Annotated in this window: 16 protein-coding genes and 1 pseudogene; 10 read left to right on the top strand and 7 right to left on the bottom strand. The window is 71.5% G+C overall.

The features are described 5' to 3' along the window. Nucleotides 1–5: 5 nt before the first annotated feature. The 9 genes and pseudogenes from ACFYYN_RS05150 (at nt 6) to ACFYYN_RS05110 (ending at nt 8915) form a co-directional block, all read left to right on the top strand. Nucleotides 6–779: an undecaprenyl diphosphate synthase family protein gene (locus tag ACFYYN_RS05150; RefSeq protein ID WP_499513703.1), complete on the top strand. Its 774-nt coding sequence runs from the start codon at nt 6–8 to the stop codon at nt 777–779. 54 nt (nt 780–833) lie between these two features. Then, a complete protein-coding gene (locus tag ACFYYN_RS05145) occupies nt 834–959 on the top strand; it encodes an undecaprenyl diphosphate synthase family protein (RefSeq protein ID WP_500544707.1) in 126 nt (41 codons plus the stop codon). A gap of 54 nt (nt 960–1013) precedes the next feature. Next, nucleotides 1014–1139 (top strand): annotated as a pseudogene (locus ACFYYN_RS05140) (undecaprenyl diphosphate synthase family protein); the annotation flags it as partial. 438 nt (nt 1140–1577) lie between these two features. Further along, entirely contained in the window at nt 1578–2897 is a 1320-nt protein-coding gene (gene phoH2 / locus ACFYYN_RS05135; RefSeq protein WP_499513705.1) for a PhoH family protein, read from the top strand. A 398-nt stretch (nt 2898–3295) separates the two neighbouring features. Continuing rightward, a complete protein-coding gene (locus ACFYYN_RS05130) occupies nt 3296–3964 on the top strand; it encodes an aggregation-promoting factor C-terminal-like domain-containing protein (protein WP_500544705.1) in 669 nt (222 codons plus the stop codon). 112 nt (nt 3965–4076) lie between these two features. Further along, nucleotides 4077–5396: an AI-2E family transporter gene (locus ACFYYN_RS05125; RefSeq protein ID WP_500544704.1), complete on the top strand. Its 1320-nt coding sequence runs from the start codon at nt 4077–4079 to the stop codon at nt 5394–5396. Nucleotides 5397–5506: 110 nt separating this feature from the next. Then, on the top strand, nt 5507–7090 hold the full coding sequence (locus tag ACFYYN_RS05120; RefSeq protein ID WP_500544703.1) for a circularly permuted type 2 ATP-grasp protein: 1584 nt from the start codon (nt 5507–5509) through the stop codon (nt 7088–7090). Nucleotides 7091–7131: 41 nt separating this feature from the next. Then, nucleotides 7132–8067 carry an alpha-E domain-containing protein gene (locus ACFYYN_RS05115; protein WP_500544702.1) on the top strand — a complete coding sequence of 312 codons (936 nt, stop codon included), beginning with the start codon at nt 7132–7134 and terminating at the stop codon, nt 8065–8067. Nucleotides 8068–8072: 5 nt separating this feature from the next. Continuing rightward, complete coding sequence (locus tag ACFYYN_RS05110) at nt 8073–8915, top strand: transglutaminase family protein (RefSeq protein WP_500544858.1); 843 nt, start codon at nt 8073–8075, stop codon at nt 8913–8915. Between the two features lie 60 nt (nt 8916–8975). On the opposite strand, the gene ACFYYN_RS05105 is transcribed toward ACFYYN_RS05110, so the two are convergent. Continuing rightward, a complete protein-coding gene (locus ACFYYN_RS05105) occupies nt 8976–9512 on the bottom strand; it encodes an alkyl hydroperoxide reductase (protein ID WP_500544700.1) in 537 nt (178 codons plus the stop codon). 2 nt (nt 9513–9514) lie between these two features. Then, nucleotides 9515–10069: a peroxiredoxin gene (locus ACFYYN_RS05100; protein ID WP_361809491.1), complete on the bottom strand. Its 555-nt coding sequence runs from the start codon at nt 10067–10069 to the stop codon at nt 9515–9517. Between the two features lie 262 nt (nt 10070–10331). On the opposite strand from ACFYYN_RS05100, the gene ACFYYN_RS05095 reads away from it, so the two are divergent. Then, entirely contained in the window at nt 10332–11279 is a 948-nt protein-coding gene (locus ACFYYN_RS05095; protein WP_500439699.1) for a hydrogen peroxide-inducible genes activator, read from the top strand. Nucleotides 11280–11297: 18 nt separating this feature from the next. Here ACFYYN_RS05095 and ACFYYN_RS05090 read toward each other — a convergent pair whose 3' ends face one another. The 5 genes from ACFYYN_RS05090 to ACFYYN_RS05070 form a co-directional block, all read right to left on the bottom strand. Further along, nucleotides 11298–13691 carry an FtsX-like permease family protein gene (locus ACFYYN_RS05090; protein WP_500544699.1) on the bottom strand — a complete coding sequence of 798 codons (2394 nt, stop codon included), beginning with the start codon at nt 13689–13691 and terminating at the stop codon, nt 11298–11300. Next, nucleotides 13688–14353: an ABC transporter ATP-binding protein gene (locus tag ACFYYN_RS05085; RefSeq protein ID WP_500544856.1), complete on the bottom strand. Its 666-nt coding sequence runs from the start codon at nt 14351–14353 to the stop codon at nt 13688–13690. Before ACFYYN_RS05085 ends, ACFYYN_RS05090 begins: the two co-directional genes overlap by 4 nt. Before the next feature lie 17 nt (nt 14354–14370). Further along, the gene (locus ACFYYN_RS05080; RefSeq protein WP_500326821.1) at nt 14371–14895 is read right to left on the bottom strand and encodes a PadR family transcriptional regulator; all 525 of its coding nucleotides are present in this window, start codon (nt 14893–14895) and stop codon (nt 14371–14373) included. 69 nt (nt 14896–14964) lie between these two features. Beyond that, nucleotides 14965–15402 carry a hypothetical protein gene (locus ACFYYN_RS05075; RefSeq protein WP_500544698.1) on the bottom strand — a complete coding sequence of 146 codons (438 nt, stop codon included), beginning with the start codon at nt 15400–15402 and terminating at the stop codon, nt 14965–14967. 114 nt (nt 15403–15516) lie between these two features. After that, nucleotides 15517–16965, bottom strand: a complete 1449-nt coding sequence (locus ACFYYN_RS05070) for a catalase (protein ID WP_500326823.1) — start codon at nt 16963–16965, stop codon at nt 15517–15519. Nucleotides 16966–17103: the final 138 nt, after the last annotated feature.

Raw genomic sequence — 17103 nt, 5'->3', positions numbered from 1 at the left:
CGCCAATGAATCTGCGCGACCTGGTACGTCTCAGGTTGACCGACCTGTACGCCCACCGTGTGGAGCGCCGGCTCGACCTGTCGCAGGGCCCCAAGCACATCGGCGTCATCCTCGACGGCAACCGCCGCTGGGCCAAGGCCGCCGCACGGACGACCGAGCAGGGCCACCGGGCCGGCGCGGACAAGATCACCGAGGTCCTCGGCTGGTCCGAGGAGACCGGCGTCGAGGTCGTCACGCTCTGGCTGCTCTCGACGGACAACCTGGACCGCCCGGCGGAGGAACTCGTCCCGCTGCTCGGCATCATCGAGGACGCGGTCCGCGGGCTCGCCGCGACCGGCCGCTGGCGCGTCCACCACGTCGGCGCGAAGGACCTGCTGCCCGCCCGTACCCAGTCCGTCCTCAAGGAGGCCGAGCAGGCCACGGAGGGCGTCGAGGGCATACTCGTCAACGTCGCCGTGGGCTACGGCGGCCGCCAGGAGATCGCCGACGCGGTCCGCTCCCTCCTCCACGAGCACGCCGGCCGCGGCACGTCCATCGAGGACCTCGCGGAGATCCTCGACATCGACCACATCGCGGAGCACCTCTACACCCGCGGCCAGCCCGACCCCGACCTCGTCATCCGCACCTCCGGCGAGCAGCGCCTGTCGGGCTTCATGCTCTGGCAGAGCGCGCATTCGGAGTACTACTTCTGCGAGGTGTTCTGGCCGGCGTTCCGCAGGGTGGATTTCCTGCGGGCGTTGCGTGACTACGCGGCGCGGCACCGGCGCTACGGGGCCTGAGCGCGGGCCCCGGTTCCCGGGGGTGCGGGGGGTGGCTCCCCGCATGGATGCAGCATGCTCTGGCAGAGCGCGCATTCGGAGTACTACTTCTGCGAGGTGTTCTGGCCGGCGTTCCGCACGGTGGATTTCCTGCGGGCGTTGCGTGACTACGCGGCGCGGCACTGGCGCTACGGGGCCTGAGCGCGGGCCCCGGTTCCCGGGGGTGCGGGGGGTGGCTCCCCGCATGGATGCAGCATGCTCTGGCAGAGCGCGCATTCGGAGTACTACTTCTGCGAGGTGTTCTGGCCGGCGTTCCGCAGGGTGGATTTCCTGCGGGCGTTGCGTGACTACGCGGCGCGGCACCGGCGCTACGGGGCCTGAGCGCGGGCCCCGGCTCCCGGCGTCACCCGAACGGCCCTGCCGGGGAGAGATGCGCCACACCCGGCTTGCGGCGAACGGCCGAAGGGGCGGTGGCCGGATTACGTCCCGGCGACGGGGGCGCGAACATCGGGCGGCGGGACGGCAAGGGTAGGGCCCGGGCCAACACCTGTCATATGCAGTCGCATAGGCCTCCACTTTCGAGGGAATAGACCCGTCAGACCGACATCCGGCCCATGGATGTCGGACAGAAGCGGACGGCACCTGGCCCGTCCGCCCGGGAGGCCCCTTGCTCACGGACGTGCCGTTGTCAACCCTTGACTCGGACGGCATTGACCGCGTCGACTCGAAGGGCCGCGGTCCGGCCCTCCTGGTCGGTCCCGGCCCTGTCCCGCGCGACGCCGTCGCACCCCGACCTCTTCCGAGGGGGTTCGTCCACACGTGGTGACCAGCAAGAATCGCCGTGAGCACGACCGGCGCACTTACGTACTCGACACCAGCGTGCTGCTTGCCGACCCGCATGCCCTCCTCCGCTTCGACGAGCACGAGGTGGTCCTGCCGGTCGTGGTGGTGACCGAGTTGGAAGCCAAGCGCCACCACCCCGAGCTCGGCTACTTCGCCCGCCAGGCGTTGCGGCTGCTCGACGAGTACCGGATCCGGTACGGGCGGCTGGACGCACCCATCCCGATCGGCGAGCTGGGCGGCACCCTGCGCGTCGAGCTGAACCACTCGGACCCGGGCGTGCTGCCCGCGGGGTTCCGCCTGGGCGACAACGACTCGCGGATCCTCGCGGTGGCCCGGAACCTCCAGGCCGAGGGGTACGACGTCACCGTCGTCTCCAAGGACCTGCCGCTGCGCGTCAAGGCCTCCTCCGTCGGCCTGCTGGCCGAGGAGTACCGGGCCGAGCTGGCGATCACCTCCGGGTGGACGGGGATGCACGAGCTGCAGGTCTCGGCCCAGGAGGTGGACGACCTCTTCCAGGAGGAGACGGTCGACGTGCCCGACGCGGCCGGGCTCCCGGTGCACACCGGTCTGGTGCTGCAGTCGGACCGCGGCAAGGCGCTCGGCCGGGTCACGGCCGACGGCCGGGTCCGGCTGGTGCGCGGCGACCGGGAGGCCTTCGGCATCCACGGCCGCAGCGCCGAGCAGCGGATCGCGCTGGACCTGCTGCTCGACCCGGACGTCGGCATCGTGTCGATGGGCGGCCGGGCCGGCACCGGCAAGTCGGCGCTGGCGCTGTGCGCGGGGCTGGAGGCCGTGCTGGAGCGTCAGCAGCACCAGAAGGTCATGGTCTTCCGGCCGCTGTACGCCGTGGGCGGTCAGGAGCTCGGCTACCTGCCGGGCACCGAGGCGGAGAAGATGAGCCCGTGGGCCCAGGCGGTCTTCGACACCCTGGGCGCGGTGACGTCGAAGGAGGTCATCGAGGAGGTCGTGGCGCGCGGCATGCTGGAGGTCCTGCCCCTCACGCACATCCGGGGCCGCTCCCTGCACGACGCCTTCGTGATCGTCGACGAGGCGCAGTCCCTGGAGCGCAACGTCCTGCTGACCGTGTTGTCGCGTATCGGGCAGAATTCCCGGGTTGTCCTGACTCATGACGTCGCCCAGCGCGACAACCTGAGGGTGGGTCGGTACGACGGAGTGGTCGCCGTCGTCGAGAAGCTCAAGGGCCACCCGCTGTTCGCGCACATCACCCTGACCCGCTCCGAGCGCTCGCCGATCGCCGCGCTCGTGACGGAGATGCTGGAGGACGGGCGGGCGTAACAGACGAGTTGGACGGTCCGCTAGGCTGCTGCGCCGCGAGGGCGCAGCAGCCTAGCGCTGTGTGCGGAGGCTATGGATGCGTAACGGAAATTTCCGTGGCCCACGTGGCGTGTGAGCTTTGACACGCAACGGGGAATTGCGTGGACGCGTCCGGCTACGGCAGGCTGTCGGTTCTGTCAGGCCCCCGCCCTCGGCACACCCGTACCCGCAAACGTACGGAACCTCAGAACTGAACAGCGTTCGCCGTGGGCCGCCCGAACCGAATCAGCGGACTCCCGCCCCGTCGGGGGAGCCGCACCGGGCCAGTGCTTCTGTGACCGGTGCAGCAGGAAGCCAGTGCGAAGGGGCACGATCGCGTCCGTGAGGTCACCAAGCGGGCGACGCTGGAAGGAAACCGTGTGAGCCGGATCTCGGTCCGGGGATTCGCGGTGGCTTCGGCCACTGCGGTCACCACTGTGGGCGCCGTCGTCGGTGTCGCCTCCGGCAGCGAGGGTGTCGTACAGCCCGTCGCCGCCGCCGATGCGACCACCGTCCTCGCGGACATACCCGCTGGGCAGCAGGTCCAGCAGGCTTCCCTCACGCAGCAGGTGCAGGCGCAGTCCGACGCCGCCGACGCCGGCGCGAAGAAGGCCGCCGAGGAGGCAGCGCGCAAGCAGGCCGCCAAGGACGCCTCCGCCCGGAAGAAGGCGGAGGAGAAGGCCGAGGCCGACCGCAAGGCCAAGGAGGCCTCCCGCGCCGCGGAGCGCGCCGCGCTGGTCGTGAAGGCCTCGTACACGGTCGCCGAAGTCCAGGCCATGGCCCAGGGGCTCATCGGTGACGCCACGCAGTACCAGTGCTTCTCCAACATCGTCACCCGTGAGAGCGGCTGGAACTACACCGCGACGAACGCCTCTTCCGGCGCCTACGGCCTCGTCCAGGCCCTGCCCGGCTCCAAGATGGCCTCCGCGGGCGCCGACTGGCGCACCAACCCCGGTACCCAGCTCAAGTGGGGCCTCAACTACATGAACAGCCGGTACGGCAGCCCCTGCGGTGCCTGGTCGTTCTGGCAGGCCAACCACTGGTACTAGGCCGTACATCCACAAATCGCCGACGAGCCCCCGACCCCTTGAGGGATCGGGGGCTCGTTGCGCGTACGGTGGTGCGGACGGACAGGCCGGGGGGCGGGGGACAGGGGAAGCGATGTCGGAGAAGCGCCAATGGGGCTCCGGGCTGGCGGCGGAGCTCGCCAAGCTCGCCGGGAGGCTGGAGGAACAGCGCCGGGCCGCGGCTGCGGGCGCCCGCGAGGAGGCCCGCCGTCAGGAGGAGCAGTCCGCGCGCCGGTACCCGCCGCGCACCTCCGGCCCCGGCGACCCGGTCGCCCGGGTGCCGTGGAGCATGCGGGTCGCGGCCGAACTCGGCTGGCGGCTGCTGGTGCTGGCCGGCACGGTCTGGGTGCTGATGCGGGTGATCGGCACCATACAGCTGGTCGTCCTCTCCTTCGTCGCCGCGCTGCTGATCACCGCGCTGCTGCAGCCCTTCGTCGGCCGGCTGAAGCGGTTGGGGGTGCCGCGCGGGTTCGCCACGGCCATCGTCTTCATCGGCGGCTTCGTGATGATGGGCCTGGTCGGCTGGTTCGTGGTCTGGCAGGTCATGGAGAACATCGACAACCTCTCCAACAGCCTCCAGGACGGCATCACCGAACTGAAGCGCTGGCTGCTCAACAGCCCGTTCCACGTGACCGAGGACCAGATCAACCAGATCGCCAAGAACCTCCAGGAGGCGATCGGCACCAACTCCAAGGCGCTGACCGACGCCGGGCTGCAGGGCGTCACCGTCGTCGTGGAGATGCTCACCGGCATCCTCCTGGCGATGTTCAGCACGCTCTTCCTGCTCTACGACGGCCGGAACATCTGGAACTGGTTCCTCAAGCTCTTCCCCGTGGACGCCCGCGACGGGCTCGGCGGCGCGGGGCCGCGCGCCTGGCGCACGCTCACCCTCTACGTGCGCGGCACGGTGATAGTGGCCCTGATCGACGCCATCTTCATCGGCATCGGCATCTTCTTCCTCGGGGTGCCGATGGCGGTGCCGCTGGCCGTCATCATCTTCCTCGCCGCGTTCGTCCCCCTGGTCGGCGCGGTCGCCTCGGGCGTCATCGCGATGGTGGTGGCGCTGGTGACGGAAGGTCCGTTCACGGCGCTGATGGTGCTGGTGGTGGTCCTGCTGGTGCAGCAGATCGAGGGCCACATCCTGCAGCCGTTCATCCTGGGTCGGGCGGTGCGGGTGCATCCGCTCGGCGTGATCCTGTCGGTGGCCGCCGGCTCGCTCATCGCGGGGATCGGCGGGGCGGTCGTGGCCGTACCGCTGGTCGCGGTGACCAACACCGTGGTCGGCTACCTGCGGGCCCACTCCCGGGAGGCGGCGATGGCCGACGAGCCCGCACCGCACGGCGCGACGGCCGCCGAGGTGGCTCCGGTGGGCGCGCGGGGACTCCCCGACGCCACGCCGGGGGAGACCGTCTGACGGTGTGACCACCCGGTGCCGCGGCCGCCCCTCGGGGCGGCCGCGCGCGTGTGCGCTCCCGGAAATCGCACCGTGACCGGTGCGTCACACAGTGCGCCTAACGTCGCGTCATGGCGGACATATTTGACGCGTACGCGTTGGCCGACGCGTGGGACGAGATGTTCGAGCGGCCGGGTGTGGTCAGGACCGCCTATGAGCCGGTACTGGCCGCCCTGCAGCCCATGGACGCGGCCGAGCTGAGGTTCCGGGCGGACCAGATGGCCCGTTCGTTCACGGACCGCGGGGTCACCTACGCCTTCGCGGGGGAGGAGCGGCCCTGGCCGCTCGACCTCGTCCCGCGGGTCCTCGACGCCCTGGAGTGGGACCTGGTCCAGCGCGGGGTGATCCAGCGGGTAAGGGCGCTGGAGGCCTACCTCGCCGACGCCTACGGCCAGGCCCGCGCCTTCGAGGACGGCGTCGTCCCCTGGCGGCTGCTGCTGCAGTCCCCGCACTTCCACCGGGCGGCGCACGGCGTCGAGCCCCCGAACGGGGTGCGTGTGCACGTGAGCGGGATCGACCTCGTCCGGGACGAACAGGGCGCGTTCCGGGTCCTGGAGGACAACGTGCGCGTCCCCTCCGGCGTCAGCTACGTCATCGAGAACCGGCGGGCGATGACCCGGATGTTCCCCTCCCTCTTCGCGGAGCAGCCGGTGCGTCCGGTGGACGCCTACGGCCAGCGGCTGCTGGCGGCGCTGCGTGCCGCCGCGCCCGCGGGGGTGACCGACCCGCAGGTCGTCGTGCTCACCCCGGGACCGAGCAACGCCGCGTACTTCGAGCACGCACTGCTGGCCCGGCTGATGGGGGTGCAACTGGTCCAGGGGGACGACCTGGTGTGCTCCGGCAACCGGGTGTGGATGCGGACGACCCGCGGCGAGGTGCCGGTCCACGTCGTATACCGCCGGCTCGACGACGACTTCCTCGACCCGCTGCACTTCCGGCCGGACTCGGTGATCGGCTGCCCGGGCATCCTGGGCGCCGCGACGGCCGGGAACGTCACCCTCGCCAACGCCGTGGGCAACGGTATCGCCGACGACAAACTGCTCTACACCTACGTCCCCGACCTGATCCGCTACTACCTCGGTGAGGAGCCCGTCCTGCCCAACGTCGAGTCCTTCCGGCCCGACGAGCCCGGCCGGCTGGAGGCCGTCCTCGACCAGATCGACCAGCTCGTCGTCAAGCCGGTCGACGGGGCGGGGGGTTCCGGCATCGTCATCGGGCCCGCCGCCGACGCCGCGACCCTGGAGCGGACCCGTAAGGCGGTGGCCGCCGACCCCCGGGGCTGGATCGCCCAGCGCCCGGTCGCCCTGTCGACCTCGCCGACCTTCGCCGACGGCGGGGTCGCCCCGCGCCACATCGACCTGCGGCCCTTCGCCGTCAACGACGGGGACGAGATCTGGGTGCTGCCCGGCGGCCTCACCCGGGTCGCCCTGCGGGAGGGCAACCTCATCGTCAACTCCAGCCAGGGCGGCGGCTCGAAGGACACCTGGGTGCTGGCGCCGGCGCGCCGGTCCGCCGAGGCCTTCGGCGGGCCGCCGGAGCAGGACGCGGCGGAGGCGGAGGGCGCGGCGGCCGTGCCGCCGTCGGTGGCCCCGCGCCACCTCGGACCCGGCGGCGGCCGTGGTCCGTCCGAGCAGGAAGGAGCCCAGCAGCAGTGACGGCACCGACGGCACCGACCGGACCGGCAGGAGGCACGGCGATGAACGACATCATCCTCTCCCGCATCGCGGAGGCGCTGACCTGGACCGGCCGCTACGTCGAGCGCGCCGACGCCACCGCCCGCATCCTCGACGCCTACCTGCACCGGTTGCTGGAGGACCCCTGGCGGGACGAGGACGCCGCCTGCCGATCGCTGTACGCGATCCTCGGCTTGTCCGCCCCGGGCGACCAGCCCTGCGACATGGACCAGGTGATGGACGCCCTCGCCTTCGACGCGCGCAGCCCCGGCTCCATCGAGGGGGCGCTCGGCGCGGCCCGCGCGAACGCACGCAGCGCGCGCGAGGCGATCTCCTCCGACATGTGGCAGTGCCTCAACTCCACCTGGCATGCCCTGGCCGAGCAGCGCCGCGCCGCGCGCCGCACCGGTCCGTACGCCTACCTGGACCTCGTACGCCGCAGGGCGGCCCTCTTCGCCGGGCTCACCGACTCCACGATGAGCCGGGACGACAGCTGGCGCTTCATGGTGCTCGGCCGGAGCCTCGAACGCGTCGACATGACCGTACGGCTGCTCGCGGTGCGGGTCCTGGACGCCGCGCACGCCCCCGACTGGCCGACGCTGCTCAGTGCCAGCGGCGCGGACGAGGCCTTCGCCCGGGTGTACGGAGGATTCGGGGACACCGCGCGGGTCGCGGAGTTCCTGCTGCTGGACAGGGACTTCCCGCGCAGCGCGCTGCATGCGCTCACCACCGCCGAGGACTGCCTCACGGAGCTGGGCAGACCCCGGCACGACCCGGCCCGCCGACCCATCGGGCGCATGCGCACCCGGCTGGAGTACCTGGACTCCGGCAGCCTGGAGGAGGCGCTGCCGCTGCTGCTGCGTGACCTCCAGCAGGCGTGCATGGCCTCGGCCGAGGCTGTGGCGGAACGGTTCTTCCCCTACCAGGGCGCCATGGCGTGGGCGCAGGAAGGGGCGTGAGCGCGATGGCCCGCAGACTGCGCATCCGGCACGAGACCCGGGTCGGCTACTCCGAGGCGGCGGTCTCCTCCCACAACGAGGTCCGCATGACCCCGCTCACCCTGCCCCGCCAGACGACCCTCGACGCCCGGGTCACCGTCAGCCCGGCGACCACCACCTGGTCGTACTGGGACTACTGGGGCACCCAGGTCACCTGCTTCGACCTGACGGAACCGCACGCGGACCTGGTCATCACCGCGGTCTCGCTGGTCGAGACCGCGCCGCCGTCACCGCTTCGCGCTCCGGCCGGATGGGCGGAGATCGCCGGACGGGCCGCGGCGACGCGGCTGCTGGAGCACATCGCGTCCACGCCGCGGACCTGCGTCGCCCCCGAGGTCACCGGCGCCGTCCGGGACGCGGTGGCGGGGCTCGACCCCCATGAGGCGGCGGTCGCGGTGGCGGAGTCGGTCGCCGACCGGGTGGCGTACGTGCCGGGCGCCACCGCGGTCCACACCTCCGCGCAGGAGGCCTGGGAGCAGGGCGCCGGCGTCTGCCAGGACATCGCCCACCTGACGGCCGGGCTGCTGCGCGGCATCGGGCTGCCCACGCGGTACGTGTCGGGCTACCTGCACCCGGACCGCGAGGCCGGTCTGCACCGGGCCGTCGCCGGGCAGAGCCACGCCTGGGTCGAGTACTGGGCGGGGGAGTGGTACGGCTACGACCCCACGAACCGCTGCCGCGCCGACGAGTCCCACGTCGTGGTGGGCCGCGGCCGCGACTACGGGGACGTCACACCGCACAAGGGCGTCTACCGCGGCGCCGCCAGCGGACCGCCCCGGGTCACGGTGGAGTTCACGCGGCTGGCCTGACGCGGGACGGCCGAAGGGCCCGGCCCCCCCCGAAGGGTGGCCGGGCCCCAGGAGCACGCGTCACGCGCCGGCGAGGACCGCCTCGGCGTCCAGGGTCGCCGCGACCGCCTGCACGACGGCGGCGATCTTGAAGGCCTCCTGGACCGTCTCGCGCTCGACGCCCGCCTTGCGCAGCACCTGCTCGTGCGAGTCGAGGCACATCCCGCAGCCGTTGATCGCCGAGACCGCCAGCGACCAGAGCTCGAAGTCGGTCTTGTCGACGCCCGGGTTGCCGATGACGTTCATCCGCAGACCGGCCCGCAGGTTGCCGTACTCCGGGTCCGACAGCAGGTGCCGGGTCCGGTAGTAGACGTTGTTCATCGCCATGATGGCGGCGGCGGCCTTGGCGGCCTGGTACGCCTCCGGCGAGAGGTTCTCGCGGGCCTCGGGCTCCAGTGCGCGCAGCACGACGGCCGAGCGCGAGGCGATGGCGGTGGCCAGCACCGTGCCCCACAGCTGCTGCTGGGTGAGCTCGGAGTTGCCGATCACGGAGCCCAGGTTGAGCTTGAGGTCCTTGGCGTAGTCCGGCAGCGCGGACTTCAGCTCATCGAGCGCCACGGTCACTCACCGGCCAGCAGCTTGACGACGTCGAGGGTCTCGTCGCCCTTCTTCCAGTTGCAGGGGCACAGCTCGTCCGTCTGCAGCGCGTCGAGGACCCGCAGGACCTCCTTGGGGTTACGGCCCACGGAACCGGCGGTCACCATGACGAACTGGATCTCGTTGTTCGGGTCGACGATGAAGGTGGCGCGCTGGGCGACGCCGTCCTCGCCGAGGATGCCGAGGTCGGTGCACAGCTCGCGCTTGATGTCCGACAGCATCGGGAAGGGCAGGTCGCGAAGGTCGTCGTGGTCCTTGCGCCAGGCGTGGTGCACGAACTCGGAGTCGACGGAGAAGCCGAGGATCTGCGCGTCACGGTCGGCGAACTCGTCGTTCAGCTTGCCGAACGCCGCGATCTCCGTCGGGCAGACGAAGGTGAAGTCCTTCGGCCACGCGAAGTAGACCTTCCACTTGCCCTCGTACGACTTGTGGTCGATCTGGGCGAAGGCCTTCTCGGGGTCGAGGTCCACACAGGCGGTCAGTTCGAACGTGGGGAACTTGTCACCGACGGTGAGCACGCGCACTCCTAGGGAGGGTCGGGACCCGGGCGCGGGGTGGCCGCACGGTCCCTCGATGGGTCCCGCTCACCCTGCCATGAGGCCATTGATCAGTGAAATCGCCCCGGCGGGTCGCATTGATCGGAACCCCTTATCGACGAGTGAGGCTCCGGCGAGCCGCTGCGCAGAGTGACCGGGGCCACAGGGGGCGGACGGCCGCCCGGCCCCGTCGGTCATTGATCGCGTACGCAACTAGACTGGTGGTCGTTGATCGGAGGCGGTTATCAGTAGTCAGCGCGGCAGCCAGCGCCAGCCGAGCCTGTCCCAGCTGCGGGCCTTCGCGGCCGTCGCCGAGCACCTGCACTTCAGGGACGCGGCCGCGGCGATCGGCACGAGCCAGCCGGCGCTGTCCGGGGCGGTCGCCGCGCTGGAGGAGGCGCTCGGGGTGGTACTCGTGGAGCGCACGACCCGCAAGGTGCTGCTGACCTCGGCGGGGGAGCGCGTCGCGGTCCGGGCGCGGGCGGTGCTGGGAGCGGTCGGCGACCTGCTCGACGAGGCGGAGGCGGCGCGCGCGCCCTTCACCGGGGTGCTGCGGCTCGGGGTGATCCCGACGGTGGCGCCCTACCTGCTGCCGACCGTGCTGCGGCTGGCGCACGACACGTACCCGGAGCTCGACCTGCAGGTGCACGAGGAGCAGACGTCCTCGTTGCTGGACGGCCTCACGGCGGGCCGGCTGGACCTGCTGCTGCTCGCCGTACCGCTCGGTGTCCCCGCCGTCGCCGAACTGCCGCTCTTCGACGAGGACTTCGTCCTGGTCACCCCGCGCGACCACTGGCTGGCCGGACGGATGGACATCCCCCGCGAGGCACTGCGGCAGCTGGACCTGCTGTTGCTGGAGGAGGGGCACTGCCTGCGCGACCAGGCGCTGGACGTCTGCCGGGAGGCGGGCCGCACCGAGGGGGCGACCGCCACCACGACCGCGGCGGGGCTGTCCACGCTGGTGCAGCTGGTGGCCGGCGGGCTCGGGGTGACGCTGCTGCCGCGGACGGCGGTCCCGGTGGAGACCGGACGCAGCGCGGACCTCGCCACGGGGTACTTCGCCGACCCGGCGCCGTCACGGCGGATCGCGCTGGCGATGCGCGCGGGCACCGCGCGCGCGGAGGAGTTTCAGGCCTTCGCCTCCGCGCTGCGCGGTGCCCTGGCACCGCTGCCGGTACGGTTCGCCCGCTGACGGGCGAACCGCCCGGGGTCACTCGGTGCGCAGACCGTCCGGACGCATCATCCGCCACAGCGGCGGCAGGCTCAGCGCCGTGACCAGGATGACCACTCCCGCTCCGGCGCCGGCCATGGCGCCCACGCTCGCCCAGTCGACGCGGGGCTCCTCACCCACCATCGTCCGCAGGGCGGCACCGAGACCGGCACCCCCGACGACGGCGAGGACGAGTCCCAGGGCGACCGGCAGCGCGGTCTGCCAGAGGACCGACAGCCCGAGCACGGACCGCCGGGTGCCGAAGGCGACCAGGACGGCCAGCAGCCGCCTGCGCTCGCGCAGTTGCTCCAGCATGGAGACCAGCAGGCTCGCGCCGATCAGGGCCAGGGTGGCCGTGGCGCCGATGAACAGCCCGCGCCGGATCGTCGCGAACTTGCGGTCCTCGCTGGTGGCGGTCAGCTGGAAGACGCTGAGCGTGGGGTCGATCTTCGCCGCGGTGTTGCGGGCGTGCTCGACGGCGTCCGGCGAGCCCGGGTCGGTCCTCAGCATGAGCCGGACGGCGGGCGTGCGCAGGGCCGCCACGTCCAGGGCACCGGGGGTGGCCAGCACGCCCCACTCCTGGTTCCCGTCCGGTGAGACGCGGGACTGCACCGTGCGGGCGTCCGCCGGGATGCGCCACGGCCGCGGCGTGCCGGTGTACTTGTCCGTGACCGGCGTGTTGAGGTCGAGCGTGTCGCCGGGCTCGGCGAAGCTCATGTCACCGTAGCCGCCGGGGTCGGACACCAGGAACACGTCGCCGTCGGCGCAGCCGGCCCCGACGTGGGCGAGTTCGCGCAGCGTCACGCAGTCGCCCAGGACCAGGGGTACGCTCTGGCTCCCGTCGACGCCCATCCGCTTCGAGATGTCCCCCCGGGCGGCGTCGTCCTGGATGACGCCGAGCACCGCGCGGATGCCCGGGGTCTCGGCGAAGGCCTTCTCCACGCGCTGCGCCTCAGCCCCGCTGTCGACGGTCTGCATGATGCTGAGCTGGGCGCGCTCCGGGTCGTCTCCGGTCGCCGTGACGAAGTCGTTCTGGACCCCCGTGAAGAGCGACTGGAGGGCGATCGCCCCCGCGACGGCGACGGTGACACCGCTGACCATGCGGGCGGCGGCACTGCTGTTGAGCTGGATGCGGCGGGTGGCCAGCTGCCAGGGCAGCGGGCCGCCGCGGAGGCGGCCGACGACCGACTCGACCAGCCAGGGCAGTACGGCGGTGAGACCGACCAGCAGCAGGACCACGCCGGCCGTCACCTGGTAGGGGTTGACCGAGGTGTTCTGGGAGATGCTCCCGAACAGCGGGGCCAGCAGTCCGAGCCCGGCCAGCGGGATCAGCAGCCGCCACCACAGCCTGCGCTTCTGCGCGGTGGCCTTGCGCACCACTCCGAGCGGCTCGACGGCGATGCCGCGCATCGCCAGCAGGGTGACCGCGACCGCCGCCCCCGGAACCGCCACCGCCACCAGTGCGGCCAGCCCGGGACCGGGCGTGATGTCGGACGGGTAGGCGCTGATGTCGTACAGCGTCACATCGGGCGAGAACTGCCGGGTGACCAGGAAGATCCCCGTGCCCACGGCGAGTCCGAGCAGGGAGCCGAACAGTGCCTCGCCGGCCGCGATCCGCCGGGTCATCCTGCTGTCCGCGCCGACCAGTCGCAGCGCGGCCAGCCGCCGGTCCCGGCGTTCGCCGCCGAAGCGCACCGCGGTGCCGATGAAGACGGCCACCGGCATCAGCAGCACCACGACGATGATGACGACCAGCAGGGTCAGCACGCCACCCAGAGGATCGCCCTTCACCTCACCGCGCCCGAAGTACGGGATGCGGGTGGCGTTCCCGGAGGTGCCGTCCGCGTTCCTGGCGACGAGGGAGTCGCTGCCCGCGTAGAAGGCCAGCTCGGCGGGTCCGAGCAGGCCCTGGTCGCCGATGACGCCGGCGAGGCGGTAGTCCAGCCGTTCCCGCAGCAGCTTGCCGCCGGGCTGGTCGAGCAGCTTCTTCAGCGCGGGGGAGACCACCATCTCACCGGGCGCGGGCATCGTCTTGACGCCCGGCGGGAGCACCGGCCGGTCACCGTCGGCCTTGAGCAGCAGACCGCGGATGTTGTCGTCGCGGAAGTTGGTGTCGGCCGAGGAGTACAGCACCGTGCTGGCGGTCTGCTTGGGCGGCTCCTTGAACCAGGAGTAGTCCCGCTCGTACGCCCGGTCGTTGCGGGCGCTCATCATGGCGGGCACGGCGGCCGCCAGCAGCAGCATCGCCACACCGAGGCCGACGCCGACCGCGGTGAGGACGGTGCGGGTCCAGCCCTCGCGGCCGCCGGTCGCCGCGAAGCGCAGGCCGAGGGCGAGGTCGCGGACCCAGGTCCCGACCATGCCGCCGGTACCGCCCTGTCCGGAGGTGCTCATGCCACCCTCTCCATGTCGCGGGACTTGCCGTCGCGGACGACGACCTCGCGGTCGGAGTAGGCGGCCACCCGCGCCTCGTGCGTGACCAGGACGACGGCGGCGTCGGTGTCACGGGCGGCGTCGGTCAGCATGCGCATCACCCGCTCGCCGTTGAGGGAGTCCAGGGCGCCGGTCGGCTCGTCGGCGAAGACCACCCGCGGGCCGGTGACCAGCGCCCGCGCCACCGCGACCCGCTGGCCCTGGCCGCCGGAGATCTCGCCGGGACGCTTTGCGGCCAGGTCGTCGACCTCCAGCCGGGCCAGCCACTCGCCGGCGCGCGCCTCGGCCTCCTTGCGCCGGGTGCCGTTCAGCCGCAGCGGCAGCGCCACGTTCTCCACGCAGGTCAGCTCCGGGACGAGCTGGCCGAACTGGAAGACGAAGCCGAAGTCCCCGCGGCGCAGCGCGCTGCGCTCGGCGTCGCTCATCGCGGTCAGGTCCCGCCCCCGGTACAGCACCTGGCCGGAGTCCGGCCGGACGATGCCGGCCAGACAGTGCAGCAGCGTCGACTTGCCGGAGCCGGACGGCCCCATGACCGCGACCACCTCCCCGGCACGTATCGCGAACTCCGCGCCGTCCAGGGCCGGGGTCGGGCCGTACGCCTTGTGCAGGTCGACGGCCTCCATCAGGTTCTCCGTGGTGCTCACTCGGCTACCTCCGCCGCGAGTAGGTCCAGGCGGGCGGCGGTGAGCTCCAGCCACCGCAGGTCCGCCTCCAGGTGGAACAGGGCGTGGTCGCAGATGAGCTGGTCCGCGAAGTCGCCGTGCCGCTTGCGTTCGGTCAGTTCCCGCATCAGCCGCAGATGTTCGGACCTCTGTGTGTCGAGGAGATCGGCGGCGCTGCGCCCGGTGAGCAGCGCGAGGACGACCTTGGTGTAGAGGGTGTTCTGCAGGTAGGGCTCGGGCTTCTCCGGCTGCCCGAGCCACTTCTCGACGTCGGTGATCCCGGCCTCGGTGATCGCGTACCGCTTGCGTTCCGGGCCGCCGCCGGGCTCGATGCCGTCGACCTCGACCAGCCCGTTCTTCAGCAGGCGCGCCATCGTCGAGTAGACCTGGCCGTAGTGCAGCGGGCGGTCGTGGCCGAACTTGTCGTCGAATGCCCGCTTCAGGTCGTATCCGTGGCGCGGGCCGGACTCCAGGAGTCCGAGCAGGGTGTGGCCGATGCTCATGACCGAGGACTCTACACGACGCGTATACCTACGGTGTATAGACCCTGTGCATAGCGACGAGCCGATGACCTAACCCTTCCTGAACAGGCCCTTTCCCGGTTCGTACCCGAGATGGGCCTGATAGGCGGTGGGCTCGCAGTGCGGGCCGTTCGGCTGCCACTTCTTGAGCGTGACGTCGATGCGCTCGTCCACAGCGGGCTTGGTCGCGGTCCCCGGGGCATTGTGCGGGGTGCCGGTGAACCGCACCGCGACCCGCTTCGGCCCGGTCGCTCCGGGCAGGTCCAGGGCGAGCAGCATCTCCTGCCCGTCGCCCGTTCCGCTGCGCGAGCACACCGCGCCGGCGCACAGCCGGTAGGTCGTGCCGGGCTCCGTGTCGAACACGAGCCGCACCCCCGACTCCGCTCCGATGTCGGTGCAGTCGGGGCCGTCCGCCCCCAGGACCCCGCAGCCCACCGCCGTCACCAGGGGTATGACGGCCCCCGCCCTCGCCCACCGTCCCGTCCTCATGCCGATGGGATGCGCGCGGGGCCCGTCCGGTTCCGTTCCGGCCGGACGCGATGCAGCCCCGGGGCACGGACGGACATCACGTGCACCGGGGCTGCGGCCGTGGGGAGGTCCGGCTCACAGGCCGTTGACGTTGGCGGCGATGCGGTCGCCGACCTCCTTGTCGATGTTGCGCCAGTACTCGACCGCGCGGGCCAGGACGGGGGCGCTGACCCCGTTCTTCAGGTGGCCCGACACGTTGGAGACCAGCCGGTCGCGGGCGGCGTCGTCCAGGACCTGGCGGATCATCGTCCCGGCCTGGCCGAAGTCGTCGTCCTCGCGGTGCAGCTTGTACGGCTCGTGCACCATGTTGCCCGCCACCTCCCAGCCGGCCGGGTCGCCGAAGCGCCGGATGTCGGCCTCGGGCCCGCCGAAGGAGTTCGGCGCGTACGGCGCGGCGGTGCGCGACGGCTCGTAGCGCATCGGCCCGTCCTTGGCGTACGAGCGCACCTCGGTGTGGGCCCGGTTCGGCGGCAGCTGGGCGTAGTTGGGGCCGATCCGGTAGCGGTGGGTGTCGGCGTACGAGAAGAGCCGGCCGAGGAGCATCTTGTCCGGCGAGGGGCCGATGCCGGGCACCATGTTGCTGGGCTCGAAGGCGGCCTGCTCGATGTGGATGAAGTAGTCCTCGGGGTTCTTGTTCAGGGTCATCCGGCCGACCTCGACCAGCGGGTAGTCGCCGTGCGGCCACACCTTGGTGAGGTCGAAGGGGTTGAACCGGTAGTCCGCCGCGTCGTCGAACGGCATGATCTGCATGTAGAGCGTCCACGAGGGGTGCTCGCCGCGTTCGATGGCCTGGTACAGGTCCCGACGGTGCAGATCGCCGTCGGCGCCCGCGTAGTGGTCGGCCTCCTCCTGGGTGAGGAAGTCGATCCCCTGGTCGGTCTTGAAGTGGTACTTGACCCAGAACCGCTCGCCGCCGCCGTTGACCCACATGTAGGTGTGGGAGCTGTAGCCGTTCATGTGGCGGTACGACTTGGGCACGCCGCGGTCGCCCATCAGCCAGGTGACCATGTGCGCCGACTCCGGGGACAGCGTCCAGAAGTCCCACTGCATGTTGTTGTCGCGCAGCGAGCTGTCGCGGCGGCGCTTCTGGCTGCGGATGAAGTCCTGGAACTTCATCGGGTCGCGCACGAAGAAGACCGGCGTGTTGTTGCCGACCATGTCGTAGTTGCCGTACTCGGTGTAGAACTTCAGGGCGAAACCGCGCGGGTCGCGCCAGGTGTCGGGGCTGCCCAGCTCGCCGGCGACCGTCGAGAAGCGGGCCAGCATCTCCGTGCGGCGTCCCGGCTGGAAGAGGTCGGCCTTGGTGAACTGGCTGACGTCGTTCGTCACCTCGAAGACGCCGTACGCGCCCGAGCCCTTGGCGTGCACCACACGCTCCGGTACCCGTTCGCGGTTGAACTGCGCCATCTTCTCGATCAGGTAGTGGTCCTGGAGGAGGATGGGGCCGTCCGAGCCCACCGTGAGCGAGTGCGCGTCGCTCTCCACCGGGATCCCGGCGTTGTTGGTGGTGTAGGGGGTGCTCATGTGAGTGTGTCCTCCCGTCGATCTTCGGAAGAGTCCGTCGGGGGCTCCTGGTCGCTAACGACCACACAAACACTGAATCACCGGCTCGGCACGCCGGGCAATGACTTCACGCCATGGATCTGGACAATGTCCAGAAAT

Origin of the sequence: Streptomyces sp. NPDC001902, from assembly GCF_042891295.1 — a bacterium.
Classification (GTDB): domain Bacteria; phylum Actinomycetota; class Actinomycetes; order Streptomycetales; family Streptomycetaceae; genus Actinacidiphila.
This window is presented reverse-complemented; position numbering and strand designations above follow the sequence as displayed.